The organism is Legionella stuttgartensis (genome assembly GCF_977063405.2).
Genome location: NZ_CDRUHA020000093.1, coordinates 1 through 15,901 on the forward strand (window position 1 = coordinate 1; position 15,901 = coordinate 15,901).

Sequence of the window (15,901 nt, forward strand, 5' to 3'; positions counted from 1 at the left end):
CCGTAGTTTCACTACGTTGTCAGAGAGGCTTTATTAACTCTCGTAGGTTCATCTGACGACACAAATGGTTTTCGGAATTTCTTCCGATTAACAACTCAAAACAGCGACTTTTCTTGTCGCACCACACCTTTCGCAACTGGTTGCAGTATGTGTAACTCATTGTATTTATTCAAGATAAAGTAATATTTGCAAGAATCTAATGCGAAATTCTAAATATTTGCTAATTAGCAATCAAAAACCAGTATGCAAATGTGCATCACTTTTAAATATTTTGTAAGTTGTATCTGATGCAGATCCGCATACTGGTACTCGTAACCAGTTGAAATATATAGCCTAATATGATCTAATTGTGATTAGGGGTGGCGTGCATGGATGCATCAGCCAGACAACCAACACAATCGCAAAAGAGGTTATATTATGGCTAGAATCACCGTGACCTTACCTGACAATCTTCATAAACAAATAATTAAAATAGCCGGTAAGGAGAATGATTCACTCTCTTATACGACAACACGGCTTGTTGAAATTGGACTGATGGTGATGAACAGTAAGTCTGATAATAAAGATGAGCAGAAGACTACAAACATTGAAGAGTATTGCCAAAAACTCATTATTCAAATTAATGGCATCATCAAAGAAATTGCCGTTGATAAATTTAATTTTGATGATGATAAAATCGTTCAAATAACTAAAGATACCTTAAACAAATTTAATAAATTAAAAGGTATTCAACAGGAATCACTATAGCCTTTATCTTGCCCTTAGACTTTTAACATATTCCTCATAATCCGTTGGTCCTAGGTTCAAATCCTAGTGGGCCCACCAACAAAATCAAGTAGTTACATGTAATTTGCCAAATTGAATACCTCTGAGGGGCACTGATGGGGCACTCAGAAATAACAAATCCCAACGCATAGCAACAAAAGATAGTGTTTTCAACAAATCATTAGCGCTCAATTTAATACATTTACCTTCCCCCTACTCATTAAAGAATTCTCCCAATTGTCCGATAGATTTAGTTACAGCTATTCCTTCAAGCTATTCAATATCATAAGGACGGGCATTGGAATGTATCTTGCAAAGCTTAGTATTAAAAATTTTCGTTCTATGTCCTCTTGCGAAATAAATTTTCGAATGGGTTTGAATATCATTGTAGGTGAAAATAATATCGGAAAAAGCACTGTAATAGATGCGTTACGTGCTCTATTACCCAGTATTGATCAGCAAAATCTAAATCTTACTGATCTAGATATCTGTACAGGCAATCCAGATAGTCCTATTGAGTTGGAATATATATTTGATGGACTAACCAGAGACGAAGAGGCTATTTTCATTGAAGCATTAATTCCATATGAAGAAAGATTTCAAGCACATTTCTTTGTGCGACTTTCACCGGGTAAATATGGAAGGCGTTTAATTTCCAAAAAATGGTGCGGAGCACATGAAAATCAAACTCTATCAAGCGAAATACTTGAAGAACTTGTTAGTGTATATCTTCCTCCTCTTCGAAATCCAACAGAAGGGTTAAAACCTGGCTACACAAGCCAGATTGCTAGACTCATTAAATGTTTTTCATCTAAAGATGATGAAGAAAGATTAATCAGCCTTGTAGAAAATGTTGATGAGGAACTAAAGGTACAACCCCCTGTTTCAAAAGCATCAGAAGCTATTAACCAAAAAATAAAGGATATAACCGGTGAGGATTTATATCGACAAATTGAATTGTCCTTCTCTGGAACAGAGTTTAATAAAATTCTTGGGCGACTTGCTCTTTTCATCGAGGGCATGGATGTTGAGCAAAATGGGCTTGGATATAATAATGTTATTTTTACAGCTGCGGTACTTGGCCAACTAACACGCGAACATAAAGCAACCTATCGAGCCCTTCTTATTGAAGAACCAGAAGCCCATCTCCACCCACAATTACAGGTTCTTTTATTGCAACATTTAAAAGAACAAGCAAACCCAATTAATGCACATAAATCTGATAATATAAATTCGGATGAACTACAGCCTGAATCTTTAGCTGTCCAAGTAATTGTTACATCTCATTCACCCATATTTGCTAGCCAAGCTCCGTTGGATAGTATTGTGAGCCTTTGTGGAATTGGAAAATGTTTTAGTATTGCGTCACTAAAAAATAATCAGTATAAGAAAAAATTAGAGCGCTATTTAGACGCAACTCGTGCTGAACTATTTTTTGCTAAAAAAATAATCATGGTTGAAGGAATTGCCGAGGCGATGCTTATATCTCTTTTTGCTAAAACCATGGATATTGAACTTAAAGAAAAATCGGTCTCAATAGTAAATGTGCAAGGGTTGAATTTTGATGCCTTCCTTTCTATTCTCTCCGAGAAAGGTATTCAAATACCATGCGCTGTTATTACAGACTCAGATCCGTCAAAAGATAACTATCCTACCGCTCAAGAGATAGTTATTTCTTCACCAACAGCAATAGCACTGAAAGCTAAAGAAACAGATTTAATAAAGGTTTTTTTGTCTCAGAAAACATTTGAGTATGATCTTGCACTTTACCCTGAAAATTTACCAGTACTCATAAAAGCTTTTAAAACCTGCCATCCTAGAGTTGGGGAGGATCTAGAGGCAAGATTACAGAGTGCTCCAAACAACTTGGAAAAAACTAAAATGTTTTTTTCTAGTTTTATACATTCGTGCAGATCAAAAGGCGAATTTGCGCAAGAGCTATCTAACTTACTGGAAGAAAATACAAGTTTTATTGTTCCAGATTATATTCTTAATGCAATAAATTTTATAACGGCTGAAAATATTATATCCCATTCGAGTGAAAATGATGGATTTTAATAATGTACTTTCAGGGGCAACCCTCGAACAACAAGATATTATTAAAAACGCATCAAGCTCTGCAGCGATTATATCTTGTCCCGGCAGTGGCAAAACATTTACGGTATCTCTACGAATGGCTGATCGTATTAGAAATTGGAAATCTCAATATTCAGGCATTGCTCTCCTATCACATACCAATATAGCCATTAAGAGCTTTGAAAAACAGTTCAAAGAATTAGGATATTCATCCTTGCCGCAATCTCCCCATTTCGTTGGTACTTTAGACGGGTTTATAACAAGATTTTTAATTTCTAATTTTGGCCATATCGTCATGGGATCTGAATGTCCGCCAACGTTAGTTAGTGGACACGAAAACTTTCTCAATAATCAGGATCAATTGAATGTATCTTTTCCAAAGAAACCTTACGGACATATCCCTATTAGTATAGCTAAGCTTAAAATAGGGATAAGTGAAGGAGACGCACCATTATTTTATTTTCACCAAAATGGTATTTCTTACCCTATAAATCAATCTCAAGCTCTACAAAAACTAATAATTTTGGGCAAACAAGGTTTATACACGCATGATCATGCGCGATATTGGGGTACCAAGGTCTTAGATGAGATCCCTAATCTAAGTAAGATTCTAGCTAGACGCTTCCCCGAGATCATTGTAGATGAGGCGCAAGATACTAATATATGGCAACAACGAATTTTATGTCACTTGGAGCAATTAGGCTCTAAGCTTATGTTGATAGGAGACCCAGACCAAGCTATTTTTAAATTTGATATTGGTAATGCCGATCATTTGAATCAGCACGCAAAACGGCATAACGTAGATAACAAGAAAATTTCTAAGAATATTCGATCAAATCAAGACATAGTTGCTGCAACCAAAATTTTTGGCAGTTCAGCTGATATGTTTTCCGAAAATGTATGTTCTGAAGCGTGGCAAGGAGTATTTTTAATTAAATATGATATAAATGAAGTTAACTCTGCCGTTCAAAAGTTTAATGAACACATAATTAGTTATAAATTAAACATAAATAATTGTGCAGTTGTAGCCAGATCTAGAGAAATGGTCAGAAAATTGCTTGGAGATAATAGTACTTATAAGGCTACGATTACTCATAGGTTTGCTAAAGCAGCCTTGCAAAGAGACTGTCATAAAGATTTACTCGGTGCTTATGAACAGTGTACAGAGCTTGTTTTATATTTGTGTAAAGCTAGTCAAAAGTGGAAAGAAATAGATAGGAATAACAGTCAAAGTGAATTCCGTAAGAAGTTCAGGAAAAAGTTATGGAATTTTGTAAAAGATCCTGAGAACGGCCTTCCCCACACCGCTTTAAAAGCTAAAAGTGAATGGCACCCTAAACTAAAAAATGCTCTTCAAATCCTATGTCAAGAATTGTCCTCCATTGAAGGATTCAATTGCCCTGAAAGACTGGGTAATTCTATAAACAATGCCGGTCTTACTGACGTCCCTATTTCCAATAATATAGTTCCAAGTAACCAGACTGGAATACATATAGACACTGTTCATGGGGTGAAGGGCGATACCTTTGACGCAATTCTTTATATAATGACAGAAAAACACTTAGCCCCTCTGTTAAATAAACTGAAAGGAAAGGATTACAACAGTGAACTTTTAAAAATTGGATATGTCGCTATGACCCGTCCTCGTCACCTACTCTGGCTAGCTATACCTGAAAAATCTTTTAGTAAACATCATCAAGTGCTTATTAATGCTGGCTTCAAACAGCTGCTAGATTAATAAACTAACCTCAAACTATTTTAAATTAACCGATCAATTATTTAACATAATCGTCTAATTTTTTTTTACTGCCACTATAGTGCTCCATATTGAATAAAGTAAAAATAAATACCCTATTTTTCATAATGTTACTTTATGTAATCATAGGATTATATATCAATGGCAGATATTTTCAGTGTGAGCATACGCTATGCTATGGTTGGAGTATCTAAAGCTCCATTTCTATTTCACTCCTTGTTTTTGTGGGCAGTGTTTTTTCAGGAGTGAAGGAGCCAGATTTTTCTAATGCTTGTTGACTTTTGTTGTAAGCTGCGACTAATTGATTTAAGTCTCTTTTATTGTCAATGTTTGCAGCATTGTCTCTAATTGAAATGATTTGGCTGCCGCTTAACTTCATGGACTTTATTTGTACAAAATCGGCAATTGTTTTTTGTAGTTCAATTGACTTATCAACGGTTGATGAAATGGCTCCTATATCCTTTTTCATTAGTTGTTTTTGGATTTCAGCAATCCCTTTACTTAAATGAATATCGTTCCAGTCCGTTTTTGCTTTCCCCTGCAATCCATCCGGAAATACTGTTCTGGCACTTAAATTATCTTGTTTAAAGGCACCGATTGTTTTTTCGATGGCTTGTTGTGATTTAGCGAACTCTCCATCATTATCTCCTGCAATAACGACTTCCTTTGGATTGAATTTCTTGATGATTGGGATTAAGTTCTTCATATTTGACACACCAAGGGAACATAATACTGTGGCTTTGCTGTCCGCAAGGGCTATAGATGCTCCCGTTTCAAAGCCTTCGGCAATATAAAGACTGGCTCCTTGCATTCCTTTTTGAATAATCCCGCAACTGCCTTCGATGATTCCTTTAGATAGCTTTGGATTGTCCATGAATTTATTTTTACTGGCGGTGTGCTTGTCGAGGTAAATTCGTTGAACACCTGTTAGCTCATTTTTTTCATTTCTTGCTGCAATGATTAATGCTGGGATTTTATTAACTTTATCTTCCAATAATCCTTGTTCATTACAGTTTTTCCATTGAGTTCCAGTTGGCCAGAAACGTATATCCATTTTATCAATTGTCTCTATGCCTCGGTGTTTTTTGAGATATTTTTCGGCCAGTGTTCCCTTTGCAGGAATAGAACCACCCCAAATACTTTTGGCTGAAATTACTTTGTTCTTCTTTTCAAGGTCACTTAATGTTTGTAATTCATTTTTACTAGGAATGGGTGCTTTTAGAAATTTGGAAAGTTCTTCTAATTGATTAATACCTGCCATAGACGCAGCTTGAGCAAGTGCTTCTTTAAAAGACAGCCTATCTCTTGCCATAATCGCTTGAATCGGCGCGCCTCCTATTCCGTCACTGAAATCATGCCATAAGCCTTTGTCCTTGCCTTTCAAGCTTACAATTAAGCCACCAGAATAACGTAACTCTCTGGAGTTTTGTGTTTTTGGCTCACCCCAGATTGTTTTATAGGTAGTTTCTGGGTCGGCCATCAGAGCTTCATTAATAATTCTGGCATCCAAAAATTGTGCAGATTTTTGGATTTTTTGTAAGACCGGATTGGTTGATTGCAATGATTTTTGGGTGATCGTTTCTGGCTTAAAATCGTAGTTATTTTCTAATTCCTTATTAATTGTATTTACAGATGACACATTCAATGGATATTCTTGCAAAGCTAATTGATAACCGATGCCCTTTTCAATTTGCTTCATATGACTGGAAAGAGATAACCAGTTCTTTTTCCAGGCTGATATTTCTTTTGCAGAATGAGAGTTTGTGACGCTAGGGAACTGCATTGATAGTGTGTGTACGACTTCATTTAGCTCCTTAATTTCACGCAATTTTATTTGGTGGTTGCTAGCCTGGGCTAACAGCTTTTCTTTGTTGCCTTTTTCATAGGATAAAATTGAATCAAGGTACTTTGAGCCTTTTAATTGATGAGCCAATGCATCACGTTTTGATGACTGACTGATTGCTGCTGATATCAGCTTGTTATTTTGTACATTGCCATCAGCTTTATTAAGGTGCGCCTGCTGCCAAAGCCTGTAAGTTTGCATACTGGCTTTTTTGTAAGTCAGGAAACATTGATAGTCTTTTTTCTCAGGTGAAGAAATATTAGATAATCGTTCCTTTCTGTCGGTAACTCGTAGATATTTACTAAGGGTTTTAGATTCAATATTTGCTTCTTTAATAAAGGGATAATGGCCAGTGATATCATTTTTAATCTCATTAATTACTGCAAGACGTGTTTTGAAATTAGACTTACTTGCCGTAAATTGCTTGATGTTTTCCCGATACTGCTGTTTTTCTGTTTGTACTGCTAATTTTGCCAAATCCAGCTTGAAATAAGAGGCTATTTCAGGCATGGCTTTGTTTTGCATCAATTCGTGAGCTAACTCATTGCGGCGGGTGAGTAACTCAATAGATTTTGGATTACTACTCTTCCCTTCACTGTTTCCCGCTTCTTTTAAATTTGCTGACCAATTTTCTCTAAGCTCAAGCTGTAATGCTTTATAGACTTTGATGTTATCGAACGCCAATCTTCCCTCAGCACTTAATCCATTTCGAAACAATTTATCGCTATGCAAACGCGCATCTTTATGTATGGATTGCCATAATGATTCAGGCTTTTGATTCAATTCTTTTGCATGGGTTAAAACAAAAGAATGTGATAACTTGGATTCTCTTTTAATTTGGACTGCAAGCCTTTCTTTCTCTTCGCCTTGTGCGTTTAAATAAAGCGAAATATTGGTACGTATTAAGTCCCTTGTTGCCTGCTTGCCAAGTGATTCCAGGCGCATTTGTGCTTTTTTAAATTCCTTGCCATATTCATGCTGTGGCAATCCAATTCGATTTAGTTCTCCGATGGAAAAATGCTGCAAATAAGGTTTATAACGCTCCAGATCCCTACTAATTACAAAAGCTACTGCATTGCGTTTAGCGGACTGTTGTTGCAGAGCTTGTTTATTCTGATTTGAAATTCCATTATCCAACGATTGGGCATTGATATGCTGACTTCGTTTAAGGATTTGTTGGTTTAAAAACACGTACTGCCTGACAGTAGAAAAATCCTGCCTTTCTGATTTGGGTAGTGAATGTAATAACTTCGAGGTTTGGAAACGCAGAGCTTCACGCCGATAGGTACTAACACCAAAACCCAAGCGTTCTTTGGCAAGGCGATACAATTTGGGATCATTCACAATGGCAAATGCTAATTTTGCCGCTTTTCGATCTTCCCCTTGTTGTTTGCATTGAACATAGGTTTCTACTGTCTGTTCCAAGCCCTTCCAGTCCTGTTCTTTCGATAATTTTTTTTCAATGGCATTTTGTAAGACTATGCTGTTTTTGTGCTCTTTAAAACGTGCTTCATGAGCTTTCAGAGTATCTGAATCAACCATATCCATTGAGGAGTACTTGTCACTGTTATTGGTGGTAATGGCTTTAACCAGATGATCTTTATCGTCCGTGACTACTATCATTTCCCAAATACCACGGGTTGTTTCCACGTAATAGTTTTGGATGGTTGATGCAAATCGGTTTTGGCTTTCAATAAGGCCAAGACCTCTTTTTTTATCTTTTCCCTGGGTAGCATAGGTCGTGAGTACATAGCCATGATCAAGATGGCGTAGTTCTTTTGCTCCGTGAGGTAAGTGTAGGGTTTGATTGTCTTCCGTTATGATTGTTATTCCCTCATTGTTGATTTGTCTGATGGTTGCCAATTCAGAGTTGCGAATACCGTTGTGTTCAGAATTACGTTTCCATTGAATTTGATCACCGGCCATTAGACTCAATTGTTCTCGCCGATATACTTCAACAGGCCGTTCCAAATCTTTGTTTTCAGTTCTAAATTCAGGTAGTGAGGACAATTTAAATTTTATGGCTTGACCATTTTCATGCTTAAGAATCAGTATATTATTATGCTTGTTTTTGTTAGTGACCTGCCCAACAGTTAAATAATCTCCTGCTTTGATGTTATACCGCTGAATAGTATGATTAAAACGAATGATATCGTTTTGACTATAATAAGCTGCATTTCTGAGCTTAATTCCGGTTAAATTGCGTTCTTTTAATATGGGTTGCAGATGCTCTTGTCCGGTTAGTGTCACTTCTTGAATTAAAGCGTTTCGTAAAATCTGAGTTATATCCTGGCGATTTCTGTGCGTTGGGGCAAAGCATAGTGTGTTTTGGCGTTCTTCTGGTGTTAATGACAACCATTTACTTGAAATATAATCAACCCGTTTTAAATAAGTATCAAGCGTTTCCACATGAGTTAACTTATCAACGGCATCATAGATTTCACCTCTACCAGCATGAATTGCTGATTCCCTTAATTCTGAGTCTTTCTGGCGAAGATTATCCGTCATGGCAACCGTTTTAATCCCATAATCTTGAATGACAGAGAATAATTTCCCGCTGGATGGGGAAGGAAGCTGGGCTTTATCGCCAATGATCTTTAACTGGGTATTAAACTGTTCTGCCAGTTTGATGATTTTATGTCCTTGTGGATTAGATAACATAGAGGCTTCGTCCACCACAAATATGGTTTTACTTAAGTCCTGTTTCTGATTTTGCAATCTCCCTAACTCTCTTGCAAAGGTAGAAGCATTTAACCCTCCTTTATGGCGCAGTTCATTGGCGGCTGCCGAGCCTGCAGTAATACCACGAATTTCATAGCCCTGAAGGGATGCTAATTCACGAGTCAAACGTAGCATCGTGGTTTTACCAGTTCCTGCATACCCTTGAATGGCAATAAATCGGTCTGTTGAAGTTAGGAAGGTTGTCATGGCTTTTTTCTGTGAAGGGGATAAAGCAAATGCCATCTCCTGTTCTTTTGCTTTTATAAACTCACTGACTTTTTGTTTCGAACAAATAGCAGAAACAGCACCTTTACCATTTTCAATACGCTGGATGGCCTCGCTCTCAAGTGTTAGTTGCCAGGGCGTTGTCAATAAAGGCTTTTGTGTGAAGGGGTGTCTTGCCGTATACAGGTTTTGATTTGCAATGTTTTCATCAATGGCTTTATTAATTAAGGTTTCATCGATTATCTTATTGCTGGCGATTACATATTTTAGCGCTTCTTTTTTAAGTTCCCTTTCCTCAAACACCGCATGCTGTTGACTGATTGATTCAATGGCCACATACACAGACTCTCTGGCATGATTCATTTCGATGTTGTCCTTGCCATAAAAGCGCTCAATAATGTTTTCCTTTAAAGTTTGAAACAGATTTTGCTGAGGCTTATACGATGAGGCCACTAATTGATGCGGATCAAAGCCCATCCCCTGGCATTCATTGATGATGTCTTCTTTCCATTGATCATAATCTATGATTTCCTTATCCAATTTTGTTTTTTGAGCCGCAATTGAGGATGCTTTGGCACCACTCCAGCCTTTTTCATCTAATAGTGCTTCGATGGATTCCCTTCGTTTTGAAAAATGGGTTAATACCTGCTCAGGTGCACCCTGGATTTCCCACAAACCATCACCATCAGAAACCAGCTGATAGCCAAGTTCTTTGGTTAAATTTGCTAATTTGTTGCGAAATTTAAGCCCACCATAAATATGGTGTTTCATGATTTGTTCAACCACTCCTTTTTGACTATCCATGTCACTGGCAAGTGAACGCCACTTACCATCTGGACAGTGGGTCATATTTTGAACTACCAGGTGTGTATGCGAATTAGGATCATTGGCGCGAGAGCTTGGTTGACGAAAAGCAGCAATTACTAAATTTTGGGTGTCGATGTATTCAATTTTTCCGTCAACAAGTTGCCTTGCTTGGGCAAACTCCTTTTCCATTTCTTCAACGAACCATTCAACAGCCTTATCAAACACCTCTCCAAGCCTTGGATCAGCACCACTCTCAAGTAAAATTGAAAAAGATTTTGGGGCAGTAAGGGTCATATCAAAACCAGGACGATGATGGATACCGTCCTTATCGATTCGACCAAGTTGAGTACCATCCGGCAATGTACCTTTAAGAAGGGCTAACATCTGTTCTTTTTCTACTGTTTGCCCGTGGATCCCAAGAATTTTCGCTCCATCCCCTAACCAGCGCACACTTTTAGAATCATTTTCATAATAATTGACGACATCCAGATAATACGATGCTGCTCCATCAGCACTGTCTAATGGCTGAAGACTTAACATGCTTACCCCTTATTTGTTCTTATAAAAACTCAACAAGCTCTTTTTCTTCTTCAATCTTTTTTTCTCTGGCAATTGGTTTCGTAAGGTTTTTATTTGTTGAAGTTGCAGTCTCTAAAGCATCATCATGGGATGCGGCAAGGATAGGATCGCTATAGGTATCCACCAATTGTTCCACTTTTTGACGTAGCGGATCAGGATCAATAGCTCGTGCAATAAACTCTTCGTGAATGAGAGGATAATCAACGTAATTAAGCTTTATTTTTGCTGCAGGAAATTCACCTTTTACTCGCAAATACCCTTGTAGATCATTGATTACCTGAATTTGAGTTGGTAAAACCAATTGCTTTTCCTTAGTTTGCCGAGATACTGAAATCCCATCACGCATGGTGTTAGCACCATAACTAATAGATTCATTGACCTCTTCAATTTCATAGGTACCAATATTGCGGGAAGCATGTTCTGCATCAGTATGTTCGGGTAAACGGAGGAACAAGCGAGTCGAACACAAATTTGAAAGGGACGCGGCACCATCGTTACCATAGATAGTGCGCAACTGGGATGCACCATGATGGCCCAATAAGAAGCAACCACCAAATTTGCGACTTTCTGACTTGACTGCGGCTAAAAAGGGTAAAGCATGTAGAGTTGCCAATTCATCTAAAATAAACCAAACACGGCGGTTATCATCTGGCGCTAAACTTAAGAGCTCTTTGGTAGCCGTATTAATCCAAGCTGAAATCAGCGGTCTAATGGTTGGGTGTTTGCGCCCATCAGAACTGACAAACAAACAAGAGTTGCTCTGATCATTCAAAATCCAGTCCCGAATCGAAAAGATATCCCCGTCATCCTTTAAATACAATAAGGATTTTAAATAAGTAGCCATTACGGTTTTTACATTTAATGCAGTCTTTTGTACTTTGTCTGATACCAGAGATTCTGATTCAGTATGACGCAGTAGATGATGAATCCGACCTAAATCTGCAGTGAGTAAGTATTGCAACAACATTAGATTGGAGCGTTTGGGATCATTTTTCAACTCATTGGCAGTGGAGACGAAAATCATACGCGCGGCTTTAATCCAAAAGGGATCCATGGTGTTATTGATAGGCATTGGCATGATGGCTTCAGCAAGTGCTTCAAGATCGGCTTTGTCTTCACATTCCGCCCAAACATTCCATGAATGGCCTCTTGTATCTAAGGGATTTAAAATTACATCCTGATGTTCACGATAAAAACGGGATAAATAAGTTCCCCCTTTATCATAAATAATTGCACGCTCACCTCTGTCTTGTATCGTCGTTAATAGATCACGAATAGCAACCGTTTTACCAGAGCCCGTGGTGCCTACTATTTGTATGTGCTGGGTTTCAGAACCATAGGGCAGTGACACCCCACCAATACGATAGGGAGAAACCCTACTGGTTTTTTTGATGCGCTTTTGTAATGTGCTTTCATCCACTAACTCACTGCCTCGAATGATCTTGGCTTTACTTTGATTTTCCCCTCTTTTTTGTAACCACTTAACCATGACAATTAACATCATGACAGAGGCAAATAGTGCCTCTATCATGCTCTTAAGTAGAGCTTGTTTTAATTGATTAACAATGCCGATGACCATGGGAGCTTTTACAATTTGCGCTGAATACACTGGATAAGATTCACCCGTTGGCATGCGAACCACTTGCTTGGTTTTGCTCTGTATTAAAGTCATTGCCTGGGCTTTAACCCATTGCTGGCCAATATAACGTTGATACGCACTGGTATTAAAATAAAAAGCCAGACTTAAGAAAATAAAAAAAACTATCAGCATAGCAAGGCTTACTTTCTTACCTACCTGTGTGAACATGCGGACATTGTGCAAAAAGATTTGACCGCCGCGAATAAATAATTTTGTAGGATTTACCGCCATCATTGACTCCGAATCGATATAAAAAAAGTGAAAAACAGGCTACAATGAATAAAAAGGAGAAAATCCAATGGAGAAGAACTATAAAGGGCAAGTGATGATTCGCTCACTTGATGACCTGTCCCCTGAACAAAGAAAAAAACTGCGTTTGGCATCAATGGGAATCGGTTCTCTTGTTCTTTTAATTGTGGTGTTACTATTTCTTTGTTTTGGTGATTTCCCAAGTAACAAAGGCTCCTTATTTTTTTATTGCACCGATTGGCTCTTATTCCTTGTGTCACCATTAGCGGCTTTTGGGCTTGGTGCCTCTTTTGGCTTTGATTTGATGCTCTCAGATTTAGGCTTTGCATTTTCTTTTGGATCCTACGGTGGTTCATCACTAAACCAGCCGTTTTCCTCACATGAGTCGCCCAATTACCATCGTTCAAATAACTACAGCTCTTCAGTGAGCATAAACCCAAGCTCAGGTCGGCCGATGTCAGGAAGCAGTGGTATGGATACCTCTGGAAACCCTTATGGAACTCGCTCCTGGTAGATATCATTTAACGTCCTTGTTTGCTTGGGCAACTATGACATCCTGCATGACTTGCGATCCATCTTGCACAATACCTTCAACATTCTTGGACATTTCTGACTTGGCGCGTGCAAAATCCTTATCAACGGCACTAACCGAATCTTTATTAACGCCTCCTGCATTGATGTTCTTTGCTCGCTCATTGAAGGTATTGGTATAATCACCAAGAGCATGATCAACCCCCGCACTACCAGAAACACGACTTTTAAAGGCATCATTTTTTTGGTGCACCTGACTTTCGTTAATAGGATGATTTTTTTGAAATTGGCTGATTGATTGCGCGGTTTTTTCACCAACAAATTGTCTTGCATAAGACTGAGCTAATTCAGGATCGTGACGAATTAGCCATTCTGCCTGTTGCAACCCAATGGTTCCCTGACTATTAGGTGCACGATGATGTGATAACCAATCAATAAATCCTGTTTGAGCATCAAGATTAATAGATGCTGTTTGCTCGCTGGAAGTAGTTGCTTGTCGGTGATAACTCTCTGATTCGGAAAAACTCGCCACAGCTTCATCTCGATACTGCATAGATTTATCAAAGCCTGCTGAAAAGTTATTAGCCAAGCGTCCACTAAAATCATCAGAAGTGCGGAAATGATCGTCCTTGGTGGCTTGTCTTGCCTCATTTACTACATCTGTAAAATGATGCTCCTCACTAAAGCGTCGCGCTTCATTCATCAAGCGTGCGTCTTGATGGGATTCTGATTTGTCTCGTTCATGACGCACATTTCCCCCAATCTCAATATTGCCCCTTGCGCCAGGTGTTGCAGAACCAGTTCCAAAACCAAACGATCCTCCTAAATTAATACTGGCAGCACTTAAAACTTTAGTCGCATCATCCCGAGAAATATTATGATCGTGAGCAAAGGTATCAATGAGATTGGATATTTTTGATGCCGCGGCATTAAAGCCTGCTGAAGTGGATATTTGATGTCCCTGCCCACTTTGTTCCCCATGTGATTGCGTTTCACCAAGCTCTGCCAGGCTTCTGAGTGATGCCGCATAGTGCTCTGATGAAGCAATTGATTTATTGAACCCAGCACTTTTAGCACTGTCGGATAATTCAGAAAATGCAGATCGCGTGCTTTCTCCTAATTGAATATTAAGCGGGGTATGCGAGGTCGCAGTTGCCATCGTCAGTGTTTCACTGCCATCACGCGATATTCGCGCAATTGAACCACTATCAAGGCTTGTTTCAATACCACCCAATGATATTCTGGCGTTTTGATCGTTATGAAAAGAACTGCTATTAAACCCATTATGATTAGCAAAACTGGTATTTCCGTAGCTGTAATTTCCCATTTGTGCTTCTTCTGCCGCAGAGGAGGCGGCATTTTGAACAATACCTGTTGGTTGTTGCGTGAGTGATACAAAACTACCCACGTGTCGACTGATTAACATATAACTCAATGTGGTTGTCGCCAAGACTAAGTAGCCTCCCAAGGCAGCCATATTTTCATAGACTTGATTCATGCCTGTTTGGTAGGCCAAAGTAGTCGCCCCTGTTGACACAAAGGACAATGAAAACTGCGCCAAAATAGTCATGATGTAGTTAATAACAGTAAACATCGGTGCCCATAGGGCAAGCCAGACATACAGTGTTGCGTAAAATTGAAAAAAAGAAATGCCGGAGGGAAAGGGGAAAAAAAACAAGACAAAAATAAAACACCCTATAACAATGCAAAATAAAAGACTTTGCAACATGGGCAACCAATAGGCGGACATTAGTCCAATATTGCTGAGTGCCGCGGGTATTTTATCCTGTGCTCGACTGGCTGAAAAACTGTCTATGGCCGCTTTTGAATTCACACGTGCGCCCATAGAAAACACGCCATCGCGAATGGCGTTGGCCATCATATTTTGCCGAATAAGTGCTGCGGCATCACCTGACATGGCGGTTAAATGATTATAAGCTTGAGGTAAGTATTTTTCGAAATTAGCTAGGGCATCTGAATGATTGCCAAAAGCAAAACCTGCATACTTAGATTTGGCATCTTCAATCACGCCACTCCAGGCACTGTCTAATAAACTAGCGGCTTCCATACACGATTTAAATGAACCATCGTAAATAAACCCACGAGCAACAGAGGCATTGGATTTAACCAATTCCCAAATATCTCTTGCTTGATTAATGTCTTTTAAGCCATATCGTCCATACATCACATCATAGAACACGCATTGCTGCATGAACTTTTGCATGTTTGCATTAAACAACGGATCGGTTATTTTTATATTACTTACTGATAAAAAGAGCTTCGCACCCATGATCATGCCTGTTTGGCTGTAATCCATATCGTTAGGTGAATGAAAGAAGAATTCAAAAAGCCGGGTTATTTTATCACTTAGCTGACTGCTTAATCCTCCTACAACACCCAAAACTAAGGGCACGTTATCAACCGTTAAATCTGGTCGCAGAGGATCAGTTCTATCGTGGATTTGCAAATTGCAGGTAGGTGTTAGAATAAATGAAATAACAAAAGCATATTTTAAAATAAAGAAGAACATACTGCGCACATCACGTTTTACAATAAATTGGCCAACAGTCCAAACCCCACCAATAATCAGTGCTGTTCTAAAAATCCCAAGTATTCCATCATAGTGAAACATAGCTGCGGTGGCGTTATAAAACGCCTTAAGTAACTCACCACCGGTAATCGTATAAATTTGCATCGTAACAGCCATTTC

At 38.6% G+C, this 15,901-nt stretch carries 7 protein-coding genes; 4 read left to right on the forward strand and 3 right to left on the reverse strand.

The features are described 5' to 3' along the window. Window positions 1-417: 417 nt before the first annotated feature. The 3 genes from ACWTEW_RS30215 (at window position 418) to ACWTEW_RS30225 (ending at window position 4,579) form a co-directional block, all read left to right on the forward strand. Window positions 418-747 carry a hypothetical protein gene (locus ACWTEW_RS30215; protein WP_223499473.1) on the forward strand — a complete coding sequence of 110 codons (330 nt, stop codon included), beginning with the start codon at window positions 418-420 and terminating at the stop codon, window positions 745-747. A gap of 321 nt (window positions 748-1,068) precedes the next feature. Continuing rightward, complete coding sequence (locus ACWTEW_RS30220) at window positions 1,069-2,823, forward strand: ATP-dependent nuclease (RefSeq protein WP_131774921.1); 1,755 nt, start codon at window positions 1,069-1,071, stop codon at window positions 2,821-2,823. After that, window positions 2,810-4,579: a UvrD-helicase domain-containing protein gene (locus tag ACWTEW_RS30225; RefSeq protein ID WP_131774922.1), complete on the forward strand. Its 1,770-nt coding sequence runs from the start codon at window positions 2,810-2,812 to the stop codon at window positions 4,577-4,579. Before ACWTEW_RS30220 ends, ACWTEW_RS30225 begins: the two co-directional genes overlap by 14 nt. Before the next feature lie 208 nt (window positions 4,580-4,787). On the opposite strand, the gene traI is transcribed toward ACWTEW_RS30225, so the two are convergent. After that, window positions 4,788-10,733, reverse strand: coding sequence for a conjugative transfer relaxase/helicase TraI (traI, locus tag ACWTEW_RS30230; protein WP_131774923.1), 5,946 nt, complete (start codon window positions 10,731-10,733; stop codon window positions 4,788-4,790). 19 nt (window positions 10,734-10,752) lie between these two features. Beyond that, a complete protein-coding gene (gene traD, locus ACWTEW_RS30235; RefSeq protein ID WP_131774924.1) occupies window positions 10,753-12,645 on the reverse strand; it encodes a type IV conjugative transfer system coupling protein TraD in 1,893 nt (630 codons plus the stop codon). A 64-nt stretch (window positions 12,646-12,709) separates the two neighbouring features. Between traD and ACWTEW_RS30240 the strand changes: the two genes are divergently transcribed. After that, the gene (locus tag ACWTEW_RS30240) at window positions 12,710-13,174 is read left to right on the forward strand and encodes a hypothetical protein (RefSeq protein WP_165482896.1); all 465 of its coding nucleotides are present in this window, start codon (window positions 12,710-12,712) and stop codon (window positions 13,172-13,174) included. A 3-nt stretch (window positions 13,175-13,177) separates the two neighbouring features. Here ACWTEW_RS30240 and ACWTEW_RS30245 read toward each other — a convergent pair whose 3' ends face one another. After that, a complete protein-coding gene (locus tag ACWTEW_RS30245) occupies window positions 13,178-15,898 on the reverse strand; it encodes a conjugal transfer protein TraG N-terminal domain-containing protein (RefSeq protein ID WP_165482897.1) in 2,721 nt (906 codons plus the stop codon). Between the last annotated feature and the right edge of the window lie 3 nt (window positions 15,899-15,901).

Bases quoted from the DNA above. Each gene is read 5' to 3' on its own strand.
- ACWTEW_RS30215 (WP_223499473.1), top strand. From the start codon at position 418: ATGGCTAGAATCACCGTGACCTTACCTGACAATCTTCATAAACAAATA.
- ACWTEW_RS30220 (WP_131774921.1), top strand. From the start codon at position 1,069: ATGTATCTTGCAAAGCTTAGTATTAAAAATTTTCGTTCTATGTCCTCT.
- ACWTEW_RS30225 (WP_131774922.1), top strand. From the start codon at position 2,810: ATGATGGATTTTAATAATGTACTTTCAGGGGCAACCCTCGAACAACAA.
- traI (WP_131774923.1), bottom strand. From the start codon at position 10,733: ATGTTAAGTCTTCAGCCATTAGACAGTGCTGATGGAGCAGCATCGTAT.
- traD (WP_131774924.1), bottom strand. From the start codon at position 12,645: ATGATGGCGGTAAATCCTACAAAATTATTTATTCGCGGCGGTCAAATC.
- ACWTEW_RS30240 (WP_165482896.1), top strand. From the start codon at position 12,710: ATGGAGAAGAACTATAAAGGGCAAGTGATGATTCGCTCACTTGATGAC.
- ACWTEW_RS30245 (WP_165482897.1), bottom strand. From the start codon at position 15,898: ATGGCTGTTACGATGCAAATTTATACGATTACCGGTGGTGAGTTACTT.